This window comes from Martinezella sp. CNPSo 3732, assembly GCF_057784515.1.
In genome coordinates, this window is sequence record NZ_JBXSOO010000004.1 from 356,751 (window position 1) to 382,621 (window position 25,871).

Below are 25,871 nucleotides of genomic sequence, written 5' to 3' on the forward strand. Positions count from 1 at the left end.
TTCCATGGCGCCTAAGACCAATCCGAAACGGGAAAAACAGATTGAAGCGGCACGCAAGATAGCCGCGGCAACGGGCGAGGTGCATCTCGATCCCGAAATCCTGTTCGGTCGGGCAAGCAATGACGACATGGAGCTGTACAGCCCGGAAATGCTGGCCCTTGCCGCAACGCACGCGGCCAAGGAACTGGCAGCGTGGAGCGGCACCTCTCCGCGTGTGAGCATAGAACAGGTCGCCAATATCGAACCCGATGGCGTTGCGGTGTCGATCCTCTCGATCACCGACCACAACATGCCCTTCCTCTATGAATCGATCATGGGCGAAGTGACCAGCAGCTACCGCGATCTCTATATGGCCGTCCACCCGATCCTGGTCATTGAGAAGGGCAAGCAGCCGAGCCTTTATTCCGCCGATCAACCGAGCGATCCGGCCCATCGCGTCAGCCATATCCAGCTTCATCTCTCGCCCCTGACGACAGCGCAGGCGACCGATCTGACCAAGCGGATCCAGACCGTGCTCGATCAGACGCATCTTGCCGTTTCCGACTGGAAGCCGATGCTGTCGCGCCTCGATACAGTGATATCGGAACTATCGACCTATGAGGCTGCCGGCCGCCGCAAGAATGACCGCGATGAGGCGCTTGCTTTCCTTGCCTGGCTACGCGACGGCAATTTCACCTTCCTCGGCATGCGCGAATACGTCTATTCGGGCAAGGGCGCCAACGCCAAAGTCGAGCGGGATCGTGGCACGGGCCTCGGCATCCTCTCCAATCCGGATGTCCGCGTTCTCCGGCAGGGCAAGGACGCCGTCACTACCACGCCGGAAATCCTCGCCTTTCTCGACGGCCCGGATTTCCTGATCGTCACCAAGGCGAACGTCAAATCGGTCGTCCACCGCCGCGCCTACATGGATTATGTCGGCGTCAAGCGTTTCGACGCCGATGGCAACGTAACGGGCGAGCTGCGCATCGTCGGCCTCTTCACATCGACGGCTTATACCAGCGCTGCCGCCGAAGTGCCGCTGCTGCGCTCGAAGGTGCAGAAGGTCAAGGATCACTTCGGCTTCGATCCCACGAGCCACTCAGGCCGCATGCTCGAAAACACACTGGAATCCTATCCCCGCGACGACCTCTTCCAGATCGATACGACCCTGCTCGCAAGCTTCGCCGAACAGATCAACGATCTGACCGACCGGCCGCGTGTGCGCGCATTGCCGCGCATCGACCATTTCGATCGCTTCGTTTCGGTCATCGTCTATGTCCCGCGCGAGGAATATGATTCCGTCGTTCGCGAGAAGATCGGCAACTACCTGAAGTCAGTCTATGACGGCCGTGTCTCCGCTTATTACCCGGCTTTCCCGGAAGGCGGCGTGGCGCGCGTGCATTTCATCATCGGCCGCAGCGCCGGCAAGACGCCGCATGTTCCGCAAGCCAAGCTCGAAGAGGCGATCCGCGCCATAACAGCCCGGTGGGACGAGCGCTTCGTCATGCTGGCCGGCCCGAAAGCGCCGAGCATTTCCGTCAGCCAGGCCTTCCAGGAGGCCTTCTCGCCGGAAGATGCCTTTGCCGATCTGCCTGATATCATTGCCACAGCCGGCACCGAGCCGATCCGCATCGGCTTCTATATCCGCAAGGATGAAGCGGGTGACATTCTCTCGCTGAAGATCTTCCATGGAGACGGCAATCTGGCGCTGTCGCGCCGCGTGCCGCTCTTGGAAAATCTCGGCTTCAACGTCATCAGCGAGCGCACCTTCGATATCTACGTCACGGCCAAGGACGGCTCGACCGGCCATGTCGTGCTGCACGACATGGAGCTCGAGGCCCGCAATGGCCTGACCATCGATCTCGCCCGCCACGGCGCGGCTCTCGAGGAAGCTTTCCTCGCCGCCTTCGGTGGCACGATCGACAACGACGCCTTCAACAGGCTGATCGTTTCTGCCGATCTCTCCGCCCGCGAAACCAATGTGCTGCGCGCCTATTCCCGCTATCTCAGACAGGCCGGCATCGCCTATTCGCAGGATTACATCGCCGCAACGCTGGACAAATACCCGCGTATCGCCGCATCGCTCTTCCGCCTCTTCTACGACACGCTCGATCCGAAGCTCAGCGACAAGAACCGTACGAAGAAGCTCTCCGACCTGCATGCGGGCATCGAAGCCGAGCTTGCCGACGTTCCGAGCCTTGACGACGACCGCATCCTGCGCCGCTACGTCAACGCCATCGATGCGACGCTGCGCACCAACTACTTCCAGAAGAACGCGGATGGCACGCCGAAAGCCATGCTCGCCTTCAAGCTCGATCCCAAGCTGCTCGACGGCCTGCCCGAACCGCGACCGTTCCGCGAAATCTTCGTCTACGGCGTCGAAGTGGAAGGTGTGCATCTGCGCTTCGGCAAGGTGGCGCGCGGCGGCCTGCGCTGGTCTGACCGCGCCGAGGACTATCGCACCGAAGTGCTGGGTCTCGTGAAGGCACAGCAAGTCAAGAACGCCGTTATCGTGCCCGTCGGCGCCAAGGGCGGCTTCTATCCGAAAAAGCTCCCGGTCGGCGGCAGCCGCGACGAAATCTTCAATGCCGGCCGCGAGGCCTATAAGACCTATATCCGCACCCTGCTGTCGATCACCGACAACATTTCCGGCACTGATATCATCCCGCCTGCCGATACGGTCCGGCTCGATGGCGACGACCCCTATTTCGTCGTCGCCGCCGACAAGGGCACCGCAACTTTCTCCGACACCGCCAATGCGCTGGCACAGGAAGCCGGTTTCTGGCTCGACGATGCCTTTGCGTCAGGCGGCTCGGCCGGCTACGACCACAAGAAGATGGGCATCACCGCCCGCGGCGCCTGGGAAACCGTGAAGCGCCACTTCCGCGAAATGGACATCGACATCCAGACGACGCCTTTCAACGTCGTCGGCGTCGGCGACATGTCCGGTGATGTCTTCGGCAACGGCATGCTGCTGTCGCCGAAAATCCGCCTGCTCGCTGCCTTCGACCATCGCGACATCTTCATCGATCCCGATCCGGACATGGCAAAGACGCTCGCCGAGCGGCAGCGCCTGTTCGACCTGCCACGCTCGAGCTGGCAGGATTTCGACAAGTCGGTCCTGTCGAAGGGCGCGATGATCATTTCCCGCTCGGCAAAGTCGGTCACGCTGACGCCGGAAGCCGCCGCTGCCATCGGCATCGAAAAGTCGGTTGCAACGCCCTTTGAGATCATGACGGCGATCCTCAAGGCACCCGTCGACCTGCTGTGGTTCGGCGGCATCGGCACCTACGTCAAGGCGCCATCCGAAACGGACTCGGAAGTCGGCGACCGTGCCAACGATCCGATCCGCATCACCGCCGAGGAAGTCCGCGCCAGGGTGATCGGCGAGGGCGCCAATCTCGGCGTCACGCAGAAGGGCCGCATCGCCTATGGCCTGAAGGGCGGGCGCTGCAACTCCGACGCCATCGACAATTCCGCCGGCGTCAACACCTCGGACGTCGAGGTCAACATCAAGATCGCGCTCGCCAATGCCATGTTCGACGACCGGCTGACGCGCGCCAAGCGCGATACGCTGCTCGCCTCCATGACCGACGAGGTGGCAGCGCTCGTCCTGCGCAACAACTACCTGCAATCCCTGGCGATCTCGCTGACCGAGCGCAAAGGCACCGGCAACGCCCTCGAACTCAGCCGCTTCATGAGCGTGCTGGAAGCGGCAAAACAGCTCAACCGCAAGGTCGAGACCCTGCCGGACGATCAGACCTTCGCCGAGCGTTATGCCAACGGACGCCCGTTGACCCGCGCCGAAATCGGCGTGCTGCTCTCCTACGCCAAGATCGTGCTCTTCGACGCGATTGTCGCCAGCAACCTGCCTGACGATCCCTATTTCGCCGCCACCCTCAGCCGCTATTTCCCGGCCAAGATGCAGCGTTCGAACGCCACGGATATCGAAAGCCATCGCTTGCGCCGCGAAATCATCGGCACGGCGCTCGCCAACGAAGCGATCAATCGTGGCGGTCCGGGCTTTGCCGTCAGCATGATGGATGCGACGGCGGCATCGGCGGCCGAAGTCGTCAAGGCCGCCGTTATCGCCCGGGACGGCTTCGATCTCGACCGGCTCTGGAACGAGACGGATGCGCTTGACGGTAAGGTGGGCGGCCAGATGCAGAATCGCGTCTATGGCGAGATCACCGAGGTCTATACCGTGCTGACGCGGCTCCTGCTGAAGACCGGGGCCGCCAAGGGCGAGATCGAGGAAACCGTTAGCCGGCTTCGCGCAGCTCTGAAGAAACTGCGACCTGTCTTCCTGACACATATTCCGGCGGATTTCGCGGCCGAGATCGCCGCTCGCGAAGCGGAATACCAGGCTGCCGGCCTGCCGGAGAAGTTGGCTTCGGAGATCGCAACCATCTACGCGCTCGTCCTCGTGCCGGAGATCATGCAGATCGCCGAACGCACCGGCGACACGCTGAACCGGGCAGCCGAAAGCTACTTTACCGTCTCGCAGACCTTCCGCGTCGGCCGCCTGCTGCTCGCCGGCAGCCGGATCGTCACAGGCGATCACTATGAGAGCCTCGCCTTAGCGCGCAGCCTCGACCAGATTGCTGGCGCGCGCCGCGATATCGTGATCTCCGCCTTGTCCAATCATCCGAAGGACAAGCAGCCGGTCCAAGCATGGCATGCGGAAGACCGGGTCCGCATCAATCGCATCGCCGAGGAACTCGGCGGCCTCAGCGAAAGTGGCGATCCCAACCTCGCCCGCATCACTGTCGCCGCCGGCCTGCTCAGCGATCTTGCGAACGGTCGGGCAAGGTGAGACAGTCCGCCCCAACCCGTTAGGCGGATGAGGGATTGAGGGGCAGGATCTGGTGGCAACCGAAGTTAGCAATGACGTGCCGGCGAAAGTGCCGGCACGCGGCATCTGGGGCTGGATGTTCTTCGACTGGGCGGCTCAGCCGTTCTTCACCGTCGTCACTACCTTCATCTTCGGTCCCTATTTCGTCGCGCGGCTGACGGCCGATCCCGTCTCCGCCCAGACGACCTGGAGCAACATGGCGACGATCTCCTCGGTGATCATCGCCATCCTCTCGCCGGTCCTCGGCTCGATCGCCGATCAATCCGGCGCCCGCAAACCATGGATCGCCTTCTTCGCCGTCATCAAGATTGCAAGCCTTTTCTGCCTCTGGGGCGCGGCCCCCGGGTCGCCAGTCATCTATCCGGTGATCTTCATGATCCTGGCTTCCATCTCGGCCGAGTTCTCGATCGTCTTCAACGATTCCATGATGCCACGGCTGGTGGCTAAGGACGATGTCGGCAGGCTGTCGAACGCCGCTTGGGGGCTCGGCTATCTCGGCGGCATGATCGTGCTGATCACGGTCGTGACCTTGCTCGCCGGCAATCCGCAGACCGGCAAGACCATTCTCGGCCTGACACCGCTCTTCGGCCTCGACGCCACACTCGGCGAGGATGCGCGCATCACCGGGCCGATTTCCGCCGTGTGGTATTTCATCTTCATTCTGCCGATGTTCCTCTTCACACCGGATGCCGCCCGCGGCCTGCCGCTTGGCGCCGCCGTTCGCTCGGGCCTGCGTGAACTATCGGCGACCTTGGGCGAGCTGAAGCGTCGGCGCGGCATCAGTCTCTTTCTCATCGCCCGCATGATCTACCAGGATGGCGTCAACGGCCTCTTGATCCTCGGCGGCACCTTCGCGGCCGGCATGTTCGGCTGGGCGACGATCGAGATCGGTATCTACGGCATCATCCTCAACGTCATCGCCATTTTCGGCTGCTTTGCCGCCGGTTATGTCGATCGCTGGCTTGGCTCGAAGACGACGATCATGATCAGCCTGACTTTGCTGTTGATTGCCACCTTCGGCATCCTCTCGACCGAGCCGGGCTTCACGCTCTTCGGCCTCGTGCCGTTATTGACTGTCAGCTCCGGCGGCCTGTTCGGCACGGCGGCGGAAAAAGCCTATATCGGCTACGGCCTGCTGATCGGCATCGCCTTCGGCCCCGTGCAGGCCTCCTCGCGCTCCTATCTCGCCCGTAGCGTCAGCCTCTCCGAAGCCGGGCGCTATTTCGGCATCTACGCATTGTCAGGCCGCGCCACCAGCTTCATGGCGACACTGTTCTTCTCGCTGGTGACCTATTGGAGCGGCTCTGCCCGCCTCGGCATGGCGACGCTCGTCCTCTTCCTCGCCGGAGGTCTGCTGCTTCTGCTGCCGACGCCCTATCCAGCCGACAAGGCGAAGTAGGCAAAGAAAATCCCGGCTGGAAAAGCAGCCGGGATATACGTTTTATAAATACGGTATATCCGCCGATCAATGGCGGAAATGGCGGACGCCGGTGAAGACCATCGCGACATTGTGTTCGTTGGCCGCGTCGATCACTTCCTGGTCGCGCATCGAACCGCCGGGCTGGATGACGGCCGTGGCGCCGGCGGCAATCGCCGAGAGTAGGCCGTCGGCAAAGGGCAGGAAGGCTTCGGAAGCGACGGCGGAACCCCGCGTCAGCGGCTCGGCAAGCCCCATGGCCTTGGCGGCTTCCTCGGCCTTGATGGCGGCGATCCGAGCGGAATCAACACGGCTCATCTGTCCAGCGCCGATACCGGCCGTCTGGCCATCCTTGGCATAGACGACGGCGTTCGACTTCACGTGCTTGGCGACGCGGAAGGCGAACTTCATATCCTCCAGCTCCTGCGCCGTCGGAGCGCGCTTGGTGACGACCTTGAGCTCCATATCCTCGACCAAAGCATTGTCGCGGTTCTGAACCAGTAGCCCGCCGGAGACGGTCTTTGCGGTGAGGCCAGCGGCGCGCGGATCGGGCAAGGCGCCGACCGAGAGCAGGCGCAGGTTCGGCTTGCGAGCGATGATCGCTTTGGCTTCCTCGCTAACCTCAGGCGCAATGATGACCTCGGTGAAGAGCTTGACGATCTCTTCGGCCGTTTCGGCATCGAGCAGGCTGTTCAGCGCAATGATGCCGCCGAAAGCGGAGGTGGAATCGCAGGCGAGAGCGCGCTTATAGGCTTCCACCAGGCTCGGGCCGGTGGCAACGCCGCAGGGATTTGCGTGCTTGATGATCGCGCAGGCCGGCCCCTTTTCCGGCAGGAACTCGGCGACGAGCTCATAGGCGGCGTCGGTGTCATTGATGTTGTTATAGGACAGCTGCTTGCCCTGAAGGAGTGTTGCCGTCGAGACGCCGGGGCGGTTTTCGCCGGTCAGGTAGAAAGCCGCCTTCTGGTGCGGGTTCTCGCCATAACGCATCTCCTCGCGCAAAACGCCGCCGATGACACGGTGGCGCGGCGTGGCGATATCGAGCGCTTCGGCAAACCAGTTGGAGATCATCGCGTCATAGGCGGCCGTGCGGGCAAAGGCCTTCGCGGCCATGCGCTTACGGAAATCATAGGTCGTCTGGCCGGCATCGGCGGAAAGCTGGGCCAGCAGCTCGGCATAATCGGCGGGATCGGTAAGCGTCGTCACATAGGCATGGTTCTTGGCCGAAGCGCGGATCATCGCCGGCCCGCCGATGTCGATATTCTCGACCGTCGTCGGATAATCACCGCCTGCCTTGCGCACGTCCTCGAAGGGATAGAGGTTGATGACGGCAAGATCGATGCCTTCGATGCCGTGCTCTTTCATGGCTGCCTGATGCTCGGCATCGTCGCGGATGGCGAGCAGACCGCCATGCACCTTCGGATGCAGCGTCTTGACGCGGCCGTCCATGATCTCCGGAAAATTCGTCACTTCCGAAACGTCGGTCACCGCAAGACCTGCTGCGGCGATCGCCTTGTGCGTGCCGCCGGTCGACAGCAGCCGCACGCCCTGTTCGCTCAGCGCACGCGCCAGCTCGACGATGCCGGTCTTGTCGAAAACGGACAGAAGCGCGGTTTTCACCTTCACCTTGTCGGGAGCGGGAATTTTCTTGGAAACGACGGCCATGGGCTTTCTCCGGTCTAGAGCAACTCCAGGAAAAGTGTATGGCGGTTTTCCGTCCGGAGTTGCGATAACAAAAAACAGAGCGGAAACGCTCTGGAATGAGGAGATGTGGCGTCCGGCGTAGATGGCGCGGGACGGATAATGCCGCCCCGTTAGCATAGCTCACGCGCTTAGCCTATGGCCGATGCGATAAAAACCAGCGGATTTCCGGCTTTTCCGTGATCCGAAAGACGATCTCAAGCTGATCGGAAGAACGCATCCCCGAGGGATCGGCAAAGAAGATATCCTCCGCCACAAGCACCTCGTTGCCGGGCGAGGAGAAGACCCATGTCTCTCCATCCGGCGCGATCAGCAGCGCGGAATCCGTTTCCGTCTGCAAAAGGCTGATGGAAGGGTGGATATGGAAGCGTGCGGAGGCGATGCCTTCGCCCTTCGGCTTGTTCTTCTTGCCCTCCGGCACGAAGAAGCGGTCGCGGCCGGCGACGATCGTGCCTGACGCATTGAGACTGATTTCGCGCTCATGGACATAGCCGAAGGCCGAGAGATAGCCGTCATGCGCCCCGCGCACATAGTCGCGTCCGTCCTCGGTCTCAGCGCGCTCGACGATGACCTTCTTCACGCCTGCGACCATGATCGGCCCCAGCGATTTCGATTTGGAGAACTGACAGGATGAGGTGTCGTTTAGCGTCACGGTCGAATGCGCCGCCGTCGCCCGCGCCGCCTGCATGAAGCGGTCACCGGCAAATTCGGGCGCGCCGGAATTGATGATGAAGCGCGTCTTGCCCGACGACATCTCGAAGGAGAGACAGCCGGCATGCGCCGTGCGGCTGAGATCGGTCGAAGCTGCTGTCCCGGCATCGATGATGACAACGGCCTGGCCGGCGGCCAAACGATGATACTTGGTATGCGGCAACGCCTTGAAGGCCTGACCGGCCGTTTCGTCATAGCGCAGCACCGACATCAGCTCATTGGCGAGCGTCGATGTCGCACCGTTGAACAGCGCCAGATCGCCATCCTGGTGGCGGAAGAAGCGCAGCGCCGGATACATGCGATCGATACCGGGGATCAGCCGCACCGGCACGTCGTGGCCGAGATTGACGTATGTCTGGCGCAACGGCAGCAGATCGAGCAGCAGCTCCAGCGATGCGCGAGGATTGCGGGAGATGTGACCCCCATCCTGCAGAATCTGCCGGTCGATCTCCCGGTCGAGCGCCTGCCCCGCCCGCTTCAGCGTGAGAGAACTGCTCGGCATGGCGACCGAGGCCATGGCAAGCGCGATGCGCACACGGAACCGGGTGATGCCATCCGGTGACGACGCAACGATCCGGCGCAGAAAGCGCACGTGGAAAACCAGCATACGCATGAAACGGCGGTAAAAACCGCTATCCGTGCCCTGCAAAAGCACGGGCGAATGCGACAGAAGCGCGATCAGCCGCTGCGCCGCTATATCGGGCGACCACGCAAGGCCATGCAGCCGGCGACCGTGGACCGCAATCCAGTCGGTAAGGATCGACCGCGCCATGGCCGAGGCCTGATCGCTCTTTTCCGCCCGCAAATGCCGCAGCCAGCGAAAATTATGCAGCCGGGCAGCAAAAGCCAGCGATGGCAGCTCCAATGAGAAGGGCGACGCGCCTTGTGTTTCCAGAACGCGCCCGGCGAGCAGAATGCGGCCGTTCAAAAGCTCTTCGACGAAAAAGGGATCGACGCTGCGCAGATCGGTCGGTGCCACGATCAGGCGCTCCGGCACACGCATCGTGTGGCGGGTGAGACGCAATCGCGTCAACGCCGCGCGGCGCGACATCCGCCGCCATGCTTCCCGCATGTATGAACTCACTAAACCCTGCCGCAGATCTGCATATTTGCTTCTGCTTACTCTCATTACCCGTGGTTAAAAAGAGGTTACAGATATACCAATTAAAGACATGTTCGCCGGTTTTTTAACCGTCCGGTAAAAACGATTCGAGGTGGGACTAATGCGTCCGGCGAAGCACGACGGCAAAGAAGCCGTCGAGGCCGGAGGCAAAACCTTCGCCAAGCGGCAGCATATCCGGCGTGGTGCGGAAGGCTCCAAGCGGCGAAATCGCCGCTTCCAGACCCGGCCAATCGCCTGATGCGATCGGTACGCGCTCGACATTGCCAGTATCGGCAAGCAGGCGTGCAACCAGATCTTCGCCCTCTTCGGGATCGAGCGAACAGTTGGAGAAGACCACCACACCGCCCGGTTTGACCAAGGACAGGGCATAGCGAATCAGGCGTTCCTGCAGGGCGGCCAGCTTGGCGATATCCTCCGGTCCCTTGGTCCAGAGCACATCCGGATGGCGGCGCGTCGTTCCCGTCGAGGAGCAGGGGGCATCGAGAAGAGCGGCGTCGAAAAGTTCGTCGGGCTGATATTTGCTCATATCGGCAACGACGGTTTCTGCTTCGAAGCCAAGGCGTGCCAGATTGCCGGACAGCCTCTTCAGGCGATTGGCGGATTGATCGAGAGCCGTGACCTCAGCGCCGGCGAGAATGAGTTGCGCCGTCTTGCCGCCAGGTGCTGCGCAAAGGTCCACGACCCGCTTGCCGGCCAGCGAGCCGAAAAGCTTTGCCGGAATGCTGGCGGCAGCATCCTGAACCCACCACTCGCCATCCTCGAAGCCTTCCAGCGAGGGAATGGACCCTTCGAACGCGGCAAGCCGCACGCCGCCAGTCGGCAGCACCATGCCATTCAGCCGCTTTGCCCAACCCTCGGCATCGGATTTCACAGTAAGATCGATCGCCGCCGGCTCGAGCTGCGTGTCGGAAATCCTGAGCGCCGCAGGCGCGCCATAGGCAACTTCCAGGCGGGACAGGAACCAATCCGGCATGGCCGGCACCTTCGAGACCCGCTCGAGAATCTCCTGCTTCTCGCGGCCGATGCGGCGAAGAATGGCATTGACTAGCTTGGCGAAACGGCGATTGCGGGGATCACGGTTGGCCTGCTCGACGGCAAGATCGACGGCGGAATGATCCGGCACGTCGAGATAGAGGATCTGCGTCGCACCGACAACAAGCACATGATGCAGCGCGCGCGCACCCTCCGGCAGCGGTGAGTCGAGCAGCGACGATATCGCCGCCTCGATGCGCGGCAGGTGCCTAAGCGCGCTGTTCAAGATTGCTCGCACCAAAGCACGATCGCCATCACTGAGCGTCGTATAGGCGGCGCTGCCGCCTTCGGCATCGAGCATGCCGTCGAGTGGCGTCTTGCGGTCCAGCACGGCTCCCAGGATCTTCGACGCCGCCGCCCGGGCCGCAAGGCCGGGCTTCGGCGGAGACGAATCGACCGGCCTCGGCGGCTGCGGCCGTTTGCCCGATCGTTTTCCGTCTCTCTTGGAAGCGTTGTTTTTCGTGTCAGAACTCAAGACCAGGGACCCTTCGGCGGTTGCGAACCACCGCGACCCGTATTCGGCACGGAGCGCGATTTGCGCCCCGGATTAGCAGTGAAGGACGGTCCCGTCGAGCCAAAGCCGGAAGATGGGCCGGAAGACGGTGTCATCGACGAGGCACCACCGCCGCCGTAGCGGGCCATGTCATGCAGCGCGGCGATGCGGTTTTCCGTGTTCGGATGGGTGGAGAACAGGTTGTCCATCCGCTCGCCGGAGAGCGGATTGATGATGAACATATGTGCCGTAGCAGGATGACCTTCGGCCTCTTCGTTCGGAATATGCGCCGCGCCGCGGGCGATCTTGCCGAGCGCAGAGGCGAGCCACAGCGGATTGCCGCAGATTTCCGCGCCGCGGCGGTCGGCGGAATATTCACGCGTGCGGCTGATCGCCATCTGCACCAGCATGGCAGCAAGAGGAGCGACGATCATCGCCACGAGAACACCGACCATGCCGAGCGGATTGTTGTTGTCGCGGCGGCCGCCGAAGAAAAAGGCGAAATTGCCGAGCATGGAAATGGCGCCGGCAAGCGTCGCCGTGATCGTCATGGTCAGCGTGTCGCGGTTCTGGACGTGGGCAAGCTCGTGGGCCATTACGCCGGCCACTTCTTGGGGCGTCAGCGCGTGCAGCAGGCCGGTGGAGGCGGCAACGGCGGCGTTTTCCGGATTGCGGCCCGTCGCAAAAGCGTTCGGCTGCGGGCTGTCATAGAGATAAACCCTAGGCATCGGCAGGCCGGCATTGCGGGCGAGATCGCGGACGATGCGGTAGAATTCCGGCGCGCTGCGCTCATCCACCTCCTGCGCACCGTAGGTTGACAGTACCATGCGGTCTGAATTCCAGTAGGAAAAGAAATTCATGCCGGCAGCGACGACAAATGCGATCAGCATGCCCGATTGGCCGCCGATCAAAAAGCCGACGCCCATGAAGAGCGCGGTCATGAAGGCAAGCAGCATGGCAGTACGCATGAGATTCATCGAGGGGTCTCCAACACGATCGGCAGTCCGAACCTTTCTCTTTGCGGCCGGACGCACTATGATTTGGCTATTCCTCCGCCTAATTCAACGGTTCCGGACCGATCAGATCATGCAGACAGCCGATAACGACAATAAACTCGACACCGAAACCGGTGAAATCACGCGAAAGCCGCTCTCGCCTGCCGCCAAGCGAGCGCTCGCCGAAGCAGAAGAGCGCCGCAAAGCGCAGGAAGCTCAAGCACAGGCCGAACTTCCCCCCGAAATCGGCGGCCGCGGCGGCGCCGACCCCGCGCGCTTCGGCGATTGGGAGATCAACGGCCGCGCGATCGATTTTTGAGATATGCGCGAATCACTAGAGACCAGTTCCACGCTGCAGGGGCACCATATGTGGTATCTGCGCTGGAATGATTCACAGTTCGCTATTTAGCATTAAACTGTTGATATAATTACATTTAAAGATATAAAATAATTGATCGTAAAATTCAGTATATAGTGTCTCTTGACTCATCATGCTGAATTCTCGTTAATTTGATGGTGCAAACAAAGAAGCCGCCACCCCCGGCCAAGGAAAGTGACGGCTTCGATATTTGCATCCCGCAATGACTGATGTCAGGGCGCGGGCGCGGTATACTTTGCATTAGTATTGAGTCAGAAAATTCTGCCGTGGTCAACCCTGACATCTTTATTTTGATGAAAGGATGCCAGTTATGGCAACACGTACCTACCCATCCTATTGGATGTACAAAGATAATCGTAATGAATGGCGTTGGACATATGAAGCTTCTAACGGCAAAACCATCGCCGTGAGCAGTGAAGGGTATGTAAAACGCATCGATTGCGAACGCAGCATTGATATAATGAAGGGCTCGTCAGGCAGCCCAGTTTGGTTCCCTGCAAATCTCGCAAACGCCGCTTAAGCTAAGTATACGCCGCGTCGCTAGAACGACGCGGCGTTTTTCGTTTTAAGCCGCATCCGCCTTGTTCTGCCTATTGGCGATCAGATCATCGACCACAGCCGGATCGGCAAGTGTCGAGGTATCGCCAAGCGCGCCAAAATCGCCTTCCGCGATCTTGCGCAGGATGCGGCGCATGATCTTGCCCGAGCGGGTCTTCGGCAGGCCGGGGGTGAACTGGATCTTGTCCGGCGAGGCGATGGGGCCGATTTCGGCGCGAACGTGCTTCACCAGCTCCTGCCGCAACGCTTCTGTGCCTTCCATCCCGACCATCAGCGTTACATAGCAATAGATGCCCTGACCCTTGATCGAATGCGGATAGCCGACGACGGCGGCTTCCGAGACGTGCTTGTGGGATACGAGCGCCGATTCCACCTCCGCCGTGCCGAGACGGTGGCCCGAGACGTTGAGCACGTCGTCGACACGGCCGGTGATCCAGTAGTAGCCGTCCTCGTCGCGGCGGCAGCCGTCGCCGGTGAAGTACTTGCCCTTGTAAGTGGAGAAGTAGGTCTGGATGAAGCGCTCATGGTCGCCATAGACGGTGCGCATCTGGCCGGGCCAGCTATCGGCGATGACGAGATTGCCGTCGGCCGCCCCTTCCAGCACATTGCCTTCATTGTCGACCAGCTGCGGCTGCACGCCAAAGAAGGGCAAGGTGGCTGAACCGGCCTTGAGATCGGTCGCGCCCGGAAGCGGCGTGATCATGTGGCCGCCGGTTTCCGTCTGCCACCAGGTATCGACGATCGGGCAGCGGCTGTCGCCGACCACCTTGTAATACCATTCCCATGCCTCGGGATTGATCGGCTCGCCGACGGTACCGAGGATGCGCAGGCTGGAGCGCGAGGCACGCTTGACGAACTGATCGCCGGCGCCCATCAGCGAACGGATCGCCGTCGGCGCCGTGTAGAAGATATTGACCTTGTGCTTGTCGATCACATCCCAGAAACGGCCCTGGTCCGGGTAGTTCGGCACACCTTCGAACATCAGCGAGGTCGCTGCATTCGCAAGCGGCCCATAGACGATGTAGGAATGGCCCGTCACCCAGCCGACATCGGCCGTGCACCAGTAGATATCGCCGGGATGATAGTCGAACGTGTATTCGTGCGTCATCGCCGCATAGACGAGATAGCCGGCCGTCGTGTGCAGCACGCCCTTCGGCTTGCCCGTGGAGCCCGAGGTATAGAGGATGAAGAGCGGGTCTTCCGCCTTCATCTTCGCCGGCGGGCAATCCGCCTTCACCTTGGCGGTTTCCTCGTGATACCAGACATCGCGGCCGGGCTCCCAGGCAACCTTGTCGCCGGTGCGGCGCACGGCAATCACGGTCTTGACCGCAACCTGCTGCTTGGCGGCGATCTGAATTGCCTTGTCGGTGTTTTCCTTCAGCGGAATGGACTTGCCGCCGCGGACTCCTTCATCGCAGGTGATGACGACGGTCGAGACGCAATCGACGATGCGGCCGGCAAGCGCCTCCGGCGAGAAGCCGCCGAAGACCACCGAATGCACCGCGCCGATGCGGGCGCAGGCCAGCATCGCATAAGCGGCTTCCGGGATCATTGGCATGTAGATGGTAACGCGGTCGCCCTTCTTGACGCCGTATTTCTTCAGAACATTCGCCAGTCGGCAGACCTGCTCGTAGAGCTCGTTATAAGTGATCTTTTTGTCGATATAGGGATTGTCGCCTTCCCAGATGAAGGCGACGCGATCGCCATGCTTCTTCAGATGCCGGTCGATGCAATTATAGGAGACGTTGGTGACGCCGTCCTCAAACCACTTGATCGAGACCTGGCCGGTAAAGGATGTGTTCTTGACCTTCGTGTAGGGCTTGAACCAGTCGATGCGCTTGCCGTGCTTGCCCCAGAATTTGTCGGGATCCTCGACGCTCTGCTCATACCATTTCTGGTACTTCGCCTTGTCGATCAGGGCGCGCGCCTTGACCGGTTTGGTCACGGGATGGATCTTCTCCGACATTGTTTCCTCCTCAAATCCTCGCACCCCGATTTGTAACCGCGAGTGCTCTTTCCGCGCAATAAATAGCAGGTCAAACTACGACAGCAATTGGACAAAGTGCATTTCATCCGCAAAGAATTGCAATTACGCGACACTATCGCTATATAGGGCCGTATTTCCCGGACAATGTGGTGTTACACCCCGGACCGCGACACCGGCGCGGACTGACAGAAGGACTATATCCATGGCTCAACAATTGCTCATGCCGAAGGCAACTGCCATCTGGCTTGTCGACAATACGGCCTTGTCATTCGACCAGATCGCGCAGTTCTGCAAGCTGCATCCGCTCGAAGTGAAGGCCATTGCCGATGGCGAAGCAGCGCAGGGCATCAAGGGCCTCGACCCGATCTCGACCGGCCAGCTGACCCGCGATGAAATCGCCCGCGCCGAAGCCAACCCGAACCACAAGCTGAAGCTTTCCGAGCCGAAGGTCCGCGTGCCGGAATCCAAGCGCCGCGGCCCGCGTTACACGCCGGTTTCCAAGCGTCAGGACCGTCCCAACGCCATCCTGTGGCTGGTGCGCAACCATCCGGAACTGAAGGATGCGCAGATTTCGCGCCTGGTCGGCACCACCAAGTCGACCATCGAGCAGATCCGCGACCGCACGCACTGGAACTCGGCCAATCTGACGCCGATGGATCCGGTCACGCTCGGCCTCTGCAGCCAGATCGACCTCGACATGGAAGTCGAAAAGGCATCAAAGGGCCGTCCGCTGCCGACCGCCGCCGAACTCGGCGCAACCCTGCAGCCGGCTCAAGAAACCGAAAAGCTCGGTTTCAGCTATGATCGCGAAGAAGAGAAGGAAAAGGAAATCGACGCCGACGCCGTTTTCGCCAAGCTGAAGTCGCTGAAATCGACCAGCCGCGACGACGAGGACGACGATCAGTTCTGAAATCCGGTATCATTGAAGATTTACCGAGCTCCGGTCGCAATGCGACCGGAGCTTTTCGTTGTGCGGGCACGGCAGGCTCCCTCTCCCCGCAATTACCATTTTCGGGACTGAAAAGTCCCGTCAAATCCCAATCCGGTCCGCTCGTGTGTTCCACGCAGCAAGGCCTTCAGACATATTTTATTTCGGCGGAACTATCGCGCCCCAAAAATCGCAGAACCGACGCGCACGCTCGTCGCGCCGAAGGCAACCGCAATTTCATAGTCGCTGGACATGCCCATCGAAAGTTTTTCGACGCCGGCCTGCTTGGCGAGCTTTGCCAGCAGGGCAAAATGCGGCCCCGGATTTTCCTCGGCCGGCGGAATGCACATCAGGCCCTCGATCGAAAGCCCCAGCTCCCTGCGGCACAGCTCGACGAAAGCGACGGTATCGTCGGGCGCAATCCCGGCCTTTTGCGGTTCCAGTCCGGTATTGACCTGCACATAGAGCCGCAAACTCTTGCCCTGCCGCTTCATTTCATCGGCGACGCCCCGCGCGATCTTTTCCCGGTCGATCGTCTCAATAACGTCGAATAGCGCCACCGCATCTGCGGCTTTGTTCGATTGCAGTGGCCCGATCAGGTGCAGCTCGATTCCAGGCGTTTCAGCTTTCAGCTCCGGCCACTTGCCCTGACTTTCCTGCACGCGGTTTTCGCCGAACACGCGCTGGCCGGCCGAAATCGCCGGTCGGATCTGATCGGCATCGAAAGTCTTCGAGACGGCAACGAGCTGCACGGAGCCGGCAGCTCGGCCGGCCTGACGCTCGGCAGCCGCGATATGGGAACGGACTTCGTCCAGGCGCTCTTGAAGTTCCATCTTTTCGCCTCGATATTTGGCTTGCTTCTCAAACTTTGCAGTAATGAGGCTCGCAGGCTTTGCCAAGGGCGAATGCGGCCGAATCCGGCTTTGCTTTGCAAGATAAGGCACTTGCTGCACCCGCTAAACTTGACGCTTGGGTGGTTTCGTGGTGAAGGTCACGCCTTAATCCCCATGATTTTCCGGAATACAAAATCAGATGACTAGCGAACGTTATAATCCGCGCGACGCCGAGCCCCGCTGGCAGGAAAAATGGAACGAAGAAAAGGTCTTCGTGACAGACAATGCCGATCCGCGTGAGAAATACTACGTTCTAGAAATGTTTCCCTATCCGTCGGGCCGCATCCATATGGGGCATGTGCGCAACTACGCCATGGGCGATGTCGTTGCCCGCTACAAGCGCGCCCGCGGCTATAACGTGCTGCATCCGATGGGCTGGGACGCCTTCGGCATGCCGGCGGAAAACGCAGCGCGCGACAACAAGGTGCATCCGAAGGAATGGACCTACCAGAACATCGCCTCGATGCGCACCCAGCTGAAGGCCATGGGCCTGTCGCTGGACTGGAGCCGCGAATTCGCGACCTGCGACGTCGATTATTATCACCGTCAGCAGATGCTCTTCATCGACATGATGGAAAAAGGCCTCGTCTATCGCAAGAAGTCCAAGGTCAACTGGGACCCGGTCGACAATACCGTTCTCGCCAATGAGCAGGTCATCGACGGCCGCGGCTGGCGGTCCGGCGCACTCGTCGAGCAGCGCGAGCTGACGCAGTGGTTCTTCAAGATCACCGAATTCAGCCAGGAACTGCTGGATGCCCTGGATACGCTGGACCACTGGCCGGAAAAAGTGCGGCTGATGCAGAAGAACTGGATCGGCCGCTCCGAGGGCCTGACGGTTCGATGGGAAATCGTGGCCGAAACCGCTCCCAACAGCGATCGCGAGATCATCGTTTACACGACCCGTCCGGATACGCTGTTCGGCGCCTCCTTCCTGGCGATCTCGGCCGACCATCCGCTCGCCAAGGAAGCGGCCGCCAAGGACCCGGCAATCGAGGCCTTCTGCGAGGAATGCCGCCGCGCCGGCACCTCGCTGGCAGCGCTCGAAACCGCCGAGAAGAAGGGCATGGACACCGGCATCCGCGTCCACCATCCCTTCGACCCGTCTTGGGAGCTGCCCGTCTATATCGCCAATTTCGTGCTGATGGATTATGGCACGGGCGCCATCTTCGGCTGCCCGTCCGGCGACCAGCGCGACCTGGATTTCGCCCGCAAATACGGTCTGCCTGTCGTTCCCGTCGTCATGCCTGCCGATGGCGATGCAGCGACCTTTACCGTCGGCGACGTCGCCTATGACGGCGATGGCGTGATGATCAATTCCCGCTTCCTCGACGGCATGAGCACCGAGGAAGCCTTCCAGACGGTAGCAACGAAGCTCTCCGAGACGAGACTTGGCAATGCACCGCAGGCAGAGCGAAAGGTGAATTTCCGTCTGCGCGACTGGGGCATCTCCCGTCAGCGCTATTGGGGCTGCCCGATCCCGGTCATCCACTGCGACGATTGTGGCGTACTGCCGGTGCCGAAAAAGGACCTGCCGGTCCGGCTGCCCGACGACGTCACGTTTGACCAGCCGGGCAATCCGCTCGACCGGCACGCCAGCTGGCGGCATGTCGCCTGCCCGCAATGCGGCAAGGATGCCCGGCGCGAAACCGATACGATGGACACCTTCGTCGATTCGAGCTGGTATTTCGCCCGCTTCACCGCTCCCTGGGAAAATCAGCCAACGGATCCGAAGGCCGCCAATCATTGGCTGCCTGTCGATCAGTATATCGGCGGTATTGAACACGCGATCCTGCACCTGCTCTATTCGCGCTTCTTCACCCGCGCCATGCGCGAAACCGGCCATCTCGACGTGAAGGAGCCCTTCAAGGGCCTGTTCACGCAAGGCATGGTGGTGCATGAAACCTATAGCCGAGGAAGCGGCCTGACGCGCGAATGGGTGTCGCCCGCCGATATCAAGATCGAGGAAGTGGACGGCCAGCGCCGCGCAACGCTGCTGTCGTCAGGCGAGGACATCGCCATCGGTTCGATCGAGAAGATGTCGAAGTCGAAGAAGAATGTCGTCGATCCCGATGACATCATCGCCTCCTACGGTGCCGATACCGCGCGCTTCTTTGTGTTGTCCGATTCGCCGCCCGATCGCGACGTCATCTGGTCGGAAGCCGGCGTCGAGGGTGCGTATCGGTTCACCCAGCGCATGTGGCGCCTGGTGTCCGAAGCCGCCGATGCTCTGAAGGCGGTCGAATCTACGCCGGCTAAGGAAGGCGACGCTCTGGCGATTTCGCAGATCTCACACCGTACGCTGAAGGCGGTTCAGGGGGATTACGACAAGCTCGCCTTCAACAAGGCCGTGGCTCGCATCTATGAATTCGTCAATGCGCTGGCGGCACCGCTGACGAAAGTGGCTGCCGGTCAGGCGGATGGCGCCTATCGCTCTGCCGTCCGCGAAGCCGTCGAGATCCTGATTGCTTTGGTCGCGCCGATCACGCCGCATCTGGCCGAGGAATGCTCCGCTGCGCTTGGCAACGTCAACATGGTCGCGACCAGCCCATGGCCGGTTTATGACGAGGCGCTCGTGATCGAGAACGAGATCATCTATCCCGTTCAGATCAACGGCAAGAAGCGCGCCGAATTGACAATCGCGCGCGATGCAGATCAGAATGCCGTACAGCAAGCCGTGCTCGCCCTGGACGCCGTTACAAGCGCATTGAATGGTCAGGCGCCAAAGAAGATCATCGTCGTTCCACAGAGGATCGTAAACATTGTCGTCTGATAGTCTTTTCAAATTCGCCCGCATCGCCGGCGTTGCGTCTCTGGTGGCCGTTGCCGGCCTTCTGTCTGCCTGCCAGGTTCGGCCGCTCTATGCCGTCAGCACCGGTGTCACGCAGAAGCTGTCGGAAGTTTCCTTCTCCGACGTCGGCTCGCGTGTCGGTCTCCAAGTGCGCAACCAGCTGATCTTCATTGCGGGTCGCGGCGCAGGCGAGACCAAGACGCCGAAATACAGTGTCGATCTGAGTGTCAGCTCCGGCACTGGCGGCGTGCTCTATCTACCGTCTTCGAGTACGTCGGCCGCAGGCCGCACGACTGTGACCGTCTCCTTCACATTGAAAGAGATCGGCACCGGCAAGGTTATCAAATCGGGCAGCCGTGCGGTGACTTCGCTCGTCGACTTCCCGACGCAGGAATTCGCCAAGCAGCGCGCAATCCGTGATTCGGAAGACCGTGCCGCCCGCGAAGTTGCCGAAATGGTCGCAGCCGACATCGCTGCCGCGCTCAGCCGCTGATAAAGAGCGCGGCATGGCGGAAATCAAGTCTCACGAATTCGACGGATTCCTCCAAAATGCCGCGCGCAGCTACCGGATCTTTGTGATCTACGGTCCGGATCGCGGCCTCGTTTCTGAACGTGCCGCGCAGATCGCTGCCAAAACCGGCGTGGATCTCAACGATGCCTTTTCCCTCATCAAACTCGACGTCGGCGACCTGCAGAACGATGCAGGACGCCTGCTCGACGAAGTCAACGCCATCGGTCTGTTCGGTGGCGAAAAACTCGTCTGGATTCGCGGCGCCGCCAATGAAAAAGCATTGGTCGATTCGCTGCAGATCATTGCCGAAGACCCGCCGGAGGCGAGTTTCGTCATCATCGAAGCCGGCGATCTGAAGAAGGGCGCAAGTCTGCGAAAGGTGGCGGAACCGGCGCGCTCCGTCGCAACCATTCCCTGCTATGCCGACGATGCCAGAGCTCTGAATGGTCTGATCGATACGGAGCTGGCAAATGAAGGGTTGCGCATAGCCCCAGCAGCTCGCCAAGCATTGCTCGAACTTCTGGGCGGCGACCGGATCGCCTCGCGCAACGAGGTGCGCAAACTGGCGCTTTACTGCCGCGGGCAGGGCACGATCGAAGAGAGCCATGTCATGGAGATCATCGGTGATGCCAGCGCAATTTCCACTGACGATGCCGTCGATGCCATCTTGAAGGGGGATTCCGAGGCCTTTCTGCACGCCATGCAGAAGATCGCCTCCTCCAAGACTCCGATGTTTCTCGTGCTGCAGGGCTGCCTGCGGCAATTTCAGATGCTCGATACGATGCGAGCCGAAATGGATGAAAAGCGTGTTGCCCCGGCACAGGTTATGCAGACGCACGGGCGCCATCTGCATTTCAGGCGCAAGCCGATCATAGAACAGGCCCTCAAGACCTGGTCCGGTCCTGCGATCGCCCGCGAGATGAACAGGCTGCAGTCCGCCATTCTCCAGACACGCCAGCGTGCGAGCCTCGAAGACACGATCGCGACGCAAACCCTGCTTGCCACCACATTGCAGTCGGCACGCAGGGGCTGATGTTTCACGGGAAACGGACGTGGATAGGCATACGCATAATGGATACTGAAGTAGCCTATCCCACTGTTTTTACAGGGCTATAGTACCTTTCCGCGCAAATCGCCGAAAGGTGCGTAATCGTTTCCATAACAATTTGACGTTTCATGTGAACAGACCGATTTAGCGGCGCTCCAGAAGTCGGCAGATTTCCTCAAGCTGTTCCAGCGTCTTGTAGCTGATCTTCACCTGGCCGCCATTGCCGCGGTGATTGATGGAAACATCGAGCCCGAGCGTGTCCGACAGCGTGCGCTCGAGCGCCAGCGTATCGGAATCCTTTTCATCCCTGCGCCCGCCGGCAGGACGAGGATCGTTCTGCGCCTTGATGTCGTTCTGTGCGAGACGCTCGGCATCGCGAACCGACATGCCCTTGGAAACGATAGTTCGCGCCAGCGCAGTCGGATCGGAGGTCGAAACGAGGGCGCGGGCATGGCCGGCGGAAAGCGAGCCTCCAGCAAGCATATCGCGCACCGGATCGGGAAGCTTCAGGAGGCGTAGGGAATTAGCGACATGGCTGCGGCTCTTGCCAATGATTTCGCCGAGATCATTCTGCGTATAGCCGTGTTCAGCGATCAGCTGCTCGTAACCCAACGCCTCTTCCAATGGGTTGAGGTCCGCGCGCTGGACATTCTCGACAATGGCGATTTCCAGCGCCGTCTTGTCGTCGACATCGCGCACGATCACCGGAATTTCGATCAGCCCGGCAAGCTGAGCCGCGCGCCAGCGCCGTTCACCGGCAATGATTTCAAAGCGATCGCTGGAAACTGTGCGAACGACGACCGGCTGGACGATACCGTGCTGGCGAATGGAGCTGGCGAGATCATGCAGCTCGGTCTCATCGAAATAGCGGCGAGGATTGCGTGGATTGCGGCTGATGAATTCGATCGGCACCAAGCGATCCGGATTGACGGCCGGTCTGCCGGCATCGACGGGCGTCGACTGGTCCATCTCCCCGATGAGAGCCGCCAGTCCGCGCCCGAGACGCCGCTTCGAAAGATCATCATTCATCGCCGATACTCACTCTGGAACAAATACTAGGTCATATCAGGCGGCAGCTTTTCGCTGCCGCTCTCTTTGGATCACTTCCGAAGCAAGCTGCAGATAGGCCTGGCTGCCTGCGCACTTCAGGTCGTAAAGAATGGCAGGCTTGCCGTAGGACGGCGCTTCCGACACGCGGACGTTGCGCGGAATCAACGTATGGTAGACCTTCTCGCCAAGATGCGTCCGCACATCGCTGACGACCTGCTGCGCCAGATTGTTGCGGGAATCGAACATGGTCAAGACGATTCCCTGGATATCGAGTGACGGATTGACCGTGCGCCGCACCTGATCGACCGTCTCCAGCAGCTGGCTGAGACCTTCCAGAGCGAAAAATTCGCACTGTAACGGCACCAAAACGGAATGAGCCGCGGCCATGGCATTCATCGTTAGGAGGTTAAAGGAAGGCGGGCAGTCCACCAGAATATAGGAAAAGGCGAGAGCGTCCGACGCATTCAACGCACGCCGCAGCTTGAAAACGCGGTCCGATTGCTGCGCAATTTCCATCTCCACACCAAGAAGATCCATCGTCGATGGCACAATGAAGAGATTCGGAACGGCCGTTTCCTGCACCGTATCCATGATCCCGTGGCTGCCCACCAGCAGATCGTAGGAGGACAGCTTGCGGTCACGGCGCTCGATGCCCAAACCCGTGCTGGCATTGCCCTGGGGATCGAGATCGACAATCAGGACGCGTTCGCCAATGGCGGCAAGAGCCGTCGCCAGGTTGATCGCGGTCGTCGTCTTGCCAACGCCGCCCTTTTGATTTGCGATGGTAATAATCCGGTTTCGCTCGCCGATCATCTGCCGCACATCCAATTATGGTTAAATCAGGCGTCGAAGACGACTTAGCTCCAGAATGACGGAATCTCGCTCAACGACACTCTGATGTTTTACCAGATCGAATTCCCAACGACCACGGGCTTTCTGCAGCTCGCGTTCGTAATCCCGGCCTTTATGTAGAAAGAGGCGCAGATTTTCATTGCGCTCGAGCCAGGGAGCTGCGTAATCCAGCAACAGTTCAAGCTCCGCAAGCGCCCGGGCCGAGATAGCATCGCAGGTCTGGATCGCAGCCGGCGCCTCTTCGATACGAATGGCATGAACAGCGCCCCGGGCCGCGCATTCCCGTAGACAGACACGTAAAAAAGCAGCCTTTTTCTGATTGCTTTCGACCAGATCGACATGTCCGGCACCCTTTTCGGCTAGCAGGATTGCCGTTATCACGCCCGGAAATCCGCCACCGCTCCCTAAATCGACCCAATGGTCGGTTGCCGGATGCAGCTGGAAAATCTGCGCACTATCCGCGATATGGCGACGCCAGAGATCATCGATCGTAGACGGCGCGACAAGATTGATGGTCTTCGCCCATTTCTGGAAAAGCTGCGCAAAATGCTGCAGCCGTTCCTGTGTTTCACGTGAAACACGCACACCGTTCAATTCCATACTCTGGACTCTCTAGCCTTGTAGTCGTGTCAGGAAACGAGCTTCTGTTCGTCCGGTATGCTCATTTTTCTTAAATAAGCCAATAGCAAAGAAATAGCCGCGGGCGTCATCCCGTCAATGCGCGACGCCTGGGCGATATTCTTGGGCCGCGCCGTTCCCAACTTCTGCTTCAGCTCATTTGACAATCCCGAAAGAACGGAAAAATCAAATTCCGCCGGGATGACGCGCTCTTCTTCCCTACGAGCCTGAATAATATCAGCTGTCTGGCGATCCATATAGACGGCATAGGCCGCCTCGATCTCAATGGCTTCGGCCACGTTGCGCTCGATGGACTGCAATTGCGGCCAGAGCCGCGACAAGTTCTCCACCGACTGCCCAGGATGAGAAAGGAGCTCATAGGCAGAACGCCGCTGACCATCCTTATTGAGATGCATACCGCCCTTTTCAGCTTCGTTCGGCGTTATGGTCAAGCTTCTCAGCTGATCACGCGTCTGTTCAAGCCTCTTCAGATATTGGCCGAAACGCGCTGCGCGGCCGAAACCGACGCAGCCCAAGGCAAGCCCGACCGGCGTCAGGCGGACGTCAGCATTGTCCGCGCGGAGCGACAAGCGATATTCCGCGCGGGATGTGAACATACGATACGGCTCCGCCACGCCCCGCGAGGTCAAATCGTCGATCATCACACCGATATAGGATTCCGTTCGGCTAAACTCGATGGCTTTGCCGCCGCTGGCGAGACGCGCCGCATTCAGCCCTGCGACAAGACCCTGAGCGCCAGCCTCCTCATAGCCAGTCGTACCGTTGATCTGGCCAGCCAGGAAAAGTCCAGGAATCTTTTCCACTTCGAGGGACAGCTTCAATTCGCGGGGATCGACATGATCATACTCGATGGCATAGGCGTGCTGGAGAATGCGAACTCGTTCCAGACCCGGAATGGTCTTGATGAATTCATCCTGAACATCCTCGGGCAGGGAGGTCGATATGCCGTTTGGATAGACCGTATTGTCGTCCAGGCCCTCTGGCTCAAGAAAGATCTGATGCCCGTCACGTTCACCGAATTTGACAATCTTGTCTTCGATCGATGGGCAATAGCGCGGTCCCACACCTTCAATCTGACCGGAATACATTGCCGAGCGCTTCAAGTTTTCGGCGATAATCCTGTGGGTTTCGGGCGTCGTACGGGTTACCCCGCATTCGATCTGCGGATTCACGATGGAGTCGGTCATGAAAGAGAAGGGGGTCGGATCTTCGTCCGCACCCTGACGTCCGACGGAATCCCAATCGATGCTCGTGCCGTCGAGGCGGGCAGGGGTTCCGGTCTTCAACCGCCCTAGAGCAAGGCCGTGTCGCAACAATGTCGCAGAAAGTCCGAGGGACGGCTCCTCGCCAACGCGGCCAGCCGGTATCGTCTTGTCGCCAATATGAATGAGACCGCGAAGAAAAGTTCCTGTTGTCAAAACAACGGCGCCGCAGCGAAAGGCGCGGCCGTCCTTCAATATCACCGCGGACACCCTGCCGTGCTCGAAGGTAAGATCAAAAGCATCGCCTTCGATAACCTCAAGATTGTCGATCGCGTTGATCTCCGCCTGCATGGCCAGGCGATAGAGCTTGCGATCTGCCTGGGTGCGGGGACCGCGCACGGCGGGACCCTTCTTGCGATTGAGCATGCGGAATTGAATACCAGCCGCATCCGCAACGCGGCCCATCAAGCCGTCCAGGGCGTCAATTTCCCGAACCAGATGACCTTTGCCGAGACCGCCAATGGCGGGGTTGCAAGACATGATACCGATCGTGTCGCGCTTGTGCGTTACCAGTGCCGTGCGCGCACCAAGGCGTGCGGCCGCAGCGGCAGCTTCGCTGCCTGCATGGCCGCCACCCACAACGATCACGTCATACGCTTTATCGAACATCATCAGGTCCTCGGTCGTGCCGCTTGTTTGGCACACCAATTTCAGGAGTCAAGAAGGTTTC

At 60.3% G+C, this 25,871-nt stretch carries 18 protein-coding genes; 8 read left to right on the top strand and 10 right to left on the bottom strand.

Features of this window, described 5'->3' with window-relative positions:
• Positions 1-4 precede the first annotated feature (4 nt).
• Positions 5-4,795, top strand: a complete 4,791-nt coding sequence (locus AC13RM_RS12320) for an NAD-glutamate dehydrogenase (RefSeq protein WP_488555100.1) — start codon at positions 5-7, stop codon at positions 4,793-4,795.
• A gap of 49 nt (positions 4,796-4,844) precedes the next feature.
• On the top strand, positions 4,845-6,233 hold the full coding sequence (locus AC13RM_RS12325) for an MFS transporter (protein ID WP_488555140.1): 1,389 nt from the start codon (positions 4,845-4,847) through the stop codon (positions 6,231-6,233).
• A gap of 66 nt (positions 6,234-6,299) precedes the next feature.
• Here AC13RM_RS12325 and purH read toward each other — a convergent pair whose 3' ends face one another.
• The 4 genes from purH to htpX form a co-directional block, all read right to left on the bottom strand.
• Positions 6,300-7,916, bottom strand: a complete 1,617-nt coding sequence (gene purH / locus AC13RM_RS12330) for a bifunctional phosphoribosylaminoimidazolecarboxamide formyltransferase/IMP cyclohydrolase (RefSeq protein ID WP_488555101.1) — start codon at positions 7,914-7,916, stop codon at positions 6,300-6,302.
• 172 nt (positions 7,917-8,088) lie between these two features.
• A complete protein-coding gene (locus AC13RM_RS12335; protein ID WP_488555102.1) occupies positions 8,089-9,735 on the bottom strand; it encodes a heparinase II/III family protein in 1,647 nt (548 codons plus the stop codon).
• Positions 9,736-9,883: 148 nt separating this feature from the next.
• Positions 9,884-11,293 (bottom strand): RsmB/NOP family class I SAM-dependent RNA methyltransferase, encoded by a 1,410-nt coding sequence (locus AC13RM_RS12340; protein WP_488555103.1) that lies wholly within the window; start codon positions 11,291-11,293, stop codon positions 9,884-9,886.
• The gene (htpX, locus tag AC13RM_RS12345) at positions 11,290-12,288 is read right to left on the bottom strand and encodes a zinc metalloprotease HtpX (RefSeq protein WP_488555104.1); all 999 of its coding nucleotides are present in this window, start codon (positions 12,286-12,288) and stop codon (positions 11,290-11,292) included. The genes AC13RM_RS12340 and htpX overlap by 4 nt, the downstream gene beginning before the upstream one ends.
• A 109-nt stretch (positions 12,289-12,397) precedes the next feature.
• Between htpX and AC13RM_RS12350 the strand changes: the two genes are divergently transcribed.
• Both AC13RM_RS12350 and AC13RM_RS12355 read left to right on the top strand, forming a co-directional pair.
• Positions 12,398-12,625 (top strand): DUF1674 domain-containing protein, encoded by a 228-nt coding sequence (locus AC13RM_RS12350; RefSeq protein ID WP_112338663.1) that lies wholly within the window; start codon positions 12,398-12,400, stop codon positions 12,623-12,625.
• A 370-nt stretch (positions 12,626-12,995) separates the two neighbouring features.
• Positions 12,996-13,205: a YegP family protein gene (locus AC13RM_RS12355; RefSeq protein ID WP_488555105.1), complete on the top strand. Its 210-nt coding sequence runs from the start codon at positions 12,996-12,998 to the stop codon at positions 13,203-13,205.
• A 45-nt stretch (positions 13,206-13,250) separates the two neighbouring features.
• On the opposite strand, the gene acs is transcribed toward AC13RM_RS12355, so the two are convergent.
• The gene (gene acs, locus AC13RM_RS12360) at positions 13,251-15,209 is read right to left on the bottom strand and encodes an acetate--CoA ligase (protein ID WP_488555106.1); all 1,959 of its coding nucleotides are present in this window, start codon (positions 15,207-15,209) and stop codon (positions 13,251-13,253) included.
• 223 nt (positions 15,210-15,432) lie between these two features.
• Here acs and AC13RM_RS12365 point away from each other — a divergent pair, with 223 nt between their 5' ends.
• Positions 15,433-16,140, top strand: coding sequence for a DUF1013 domain-containing protein (locus tag AC13RM_RS12365; RefSeq protein ID WP_095433387.1), 708 nt, complete (start codon positions 15,433-15,435; stop codon positions 16,138-16,140).
• Positions 16,141-16,331: 191 nt separating this feature from the next.
• On the opposite strand, the gene AC13RM_RS12370 is transcribed toward AC13RM_RS12365, so the two are convergent.
• Entirely contained in the window at positions 16,332-16,991 is a 660-nt protein-coding gene (locus tag AC13RM_RS12370; protein WP_488555107.1) for a YggS family pyridoxal phosphate-dependent enzyme, read from the bottom strand.
• 199 nt (positions 16,992-17,190) lie between these two features.
• Between AC13RM_RS12370 and leuS the strand changes: the two genes are divergently transcribed.
• From leuS to holA, 3 genes are read left to right on the top strand one after another with little or no spacing between them, the layout of a single operon-like run.
• Positions 17,191-19,821 carry a leucine--tRNA ligase gene (gene leuS / locus AC13RM_RS12375; RefSeq protein WP_488555108.1) on the top strand — a complete coding sequence of 877 codons (2,631 nt, stop codon included), beginning with the start codon at positions 17,191-17,193 and terminating at the stop codon, positions 19,819-19,821.
• A complete protein-coding gene (gene lptE / locus AC13RM_RS12380; RefSeq protein WP_488555109.1) occupies positions 19,811-20,332 on the top strand; it encodes an LPS assembly lipoprotein LptE in 522 nt (173 codons plus the stop codon). Before leuS ends, lptE begins: the two co-directional genes overlap by 11 nt.
• Before the next feature lie 13 nt (positions 20,333-20,345).
• The gene (gene holA, locus AC13RM_RS12385; protein ID WP_488555110.1) at positions 20,346-21,383 is read left to right on the top strand and encodes a DNA polymerase III subunit delta; all 1,038 of its coding nucleotides are present in this window, start codon (positions 20,346-20,348) and stop codon (positions 21,381-21,383) included.
• Positions 21,384-21,542: 159 nt separating this feature from the next.
• On the opposite strand, the gene AC13RM_RS12390 is transcribed toward holA, so the two are convergent.
• From AC13RM_RS12390 to mnmG, 4 genes are read right to left on the bottom strand one after another with little or no spacing between them, the layout of a single operon-like run.
• On the bottom strand, positions 21,543-22,427 hold the full coding sequence (locus tag AC13RM_RS12390) for a ParB/RepB/Spo0J family partition protein (protein WP_488555111.1): 885 nt from the start codon (positions 22,425-22,427) through the stop codon (positions 21,543-21,545).
• 36 nt (positions 22,428-22,463) lie between these two features.
• Positions 22,464-23,261, bottom strand: a complete 798-nt coding sequence (locus AC13RM_RS12395; protein WP_113232966.1) for a ParA family protein — start codon at positions 23,259-23,261, stop codon at positions 22,464-22,466.
• Between the two features lie 21 nt (positions 23,262-23,282).
• Positions 23,283-23,900 (bottom strand): 16S rRNA (guanine(527)-N(7))-methyltransferase RsmG, encoded by a 618-nt coding sequence (gene rsmG / locus AC13RM_RS12400; RefSeq protein ID WP_374823680.1) that lies wholly within the window; start codon positions 23,898-23,900, stop codon positions 23,283-23,285.
• 29 nt (positions 23,901-23,929) lie between these two features.
• Positions 23,930-25,810 (bottom strand): tRNA uridine-5-carboxymethylaminomethyl(34) synthesis enzyme MnmG, encoded by a 1,881-nt coding sequence (gene mnmG, locus AC13RM_RS12405; protein WP_374823683.1) that lies wholly within the window; start codon positions 25,808-25,810, stop codon positions 23,930-23,932.
• Positions 25,811-25,871 lie beyond the last annotated feature (61 nt).

Excerpts from the sequence above, each read along its gene's own strand:
- AC13RM_RS12320 (WP_488555100.1), top strand. The coding sequence starts at position 5 with ATGGCGCCTAAGACCAATCCGAAACGGGAAAAACAGATTGAAGCGGCA.
- purH (WP_488555101.1), bottom strand. The coding sequence starts at position 7,916 with ATGGCCGTCGTTTCCAAGAAAATTCCCGCTCCCGACAAGGTGAAGGTG.
- AC13RM_RS12335 (WP_488555102.1), bottom strand. The coding sequence starts at position 9,735 with ATGCGGGAAGCATGGCGGCGGATGTCGCGCCGCGCGGCGTTGACGCGA.
- htpX (WP_488555104.1), bottom strand. The coding sequence starts at position 12,288 with ATGAATCTCATGCGTACTGCCATGCTGCTTGCCTTCATGACCGCGCTC.
- AC13RM_RS12350 (WP_112338663.1), top strand. The coding sequence starts at position 12,398 with ATGCAGACAGCCGATAACGACAATAAACTCGACACCGAAACCGGTGAA.
- AC13RM_RS12355 (WP_488555105.1), top strand. The coding sequence starts at position 12,996 with ATGGCAACACGTACCTACCCATCCTATTGGATGTACAAAGATAATCGT.
- acs (WP_488555106.1), bottom strand. The coding sequence starts at position 15,209 with ATGTCGGAGAAGATCCATCCCGTGACCAAACCGGTCAAGGCGCGCGCC.
- AC13RM_RS12365 (WP_095433387.1), top strand. The coding sequence starts at position 15,433 with ATGGCTCAACAATTGCTCATGCCGAAGGCAACTGCCATCTGGCTTGTC.
- AC13RM_RS12370 (WP_488555107.1), bottom strand. The coding sequence starts at position 16,991 with ATGGAACTTCAAGAGCGCCTGGACGAAGTCCGTTCCCATATCGCGGCT.
- leuS (WP_488555108.1), top strand. The coding sequence starts at position 17,191 with ATGACTAGCGAACGTTATAATCCGCGCGACGCCGAGCCCCGCTGGCAG.
- holA (WP_488555110.1), top strand. The coding sequence starts at position 20,346 with ATGGCGGAAATCAAGTCTCACGAATTCGACGGATTCCTCCAAAATGCC.
- AC13RM_RS12390 (WP_488555111.1), bottom strand. The coding sequence starts at position 22,427 with ATGAATGATGATCTTTCGAAGCGGCGTCTCGGGCGCGGACTGGCGGCT.
- AC13RM_RS12395 (WP_113232966.1), bottom strand. The coding sequence starts at position 23,261 with ATGATCGGCGAGCGAAACCGGATTATTACCATCGCAAATCAAAAGGGC.
- rsmG (WP_374823680.1), bottom strand. The coding sequence starts at position 23,900 with ATGGAATTGAACGGTGTGCGTGTTTCACGTGAAACACAGGAACGGCTG.
- mnmG (WP_374823683.1), bottom strand. The coding sequence starts at position 25,810 with ATGTTCGATAAAGCGTATGACGTGATCGTTGTGGGTGGCGGCCATGCA.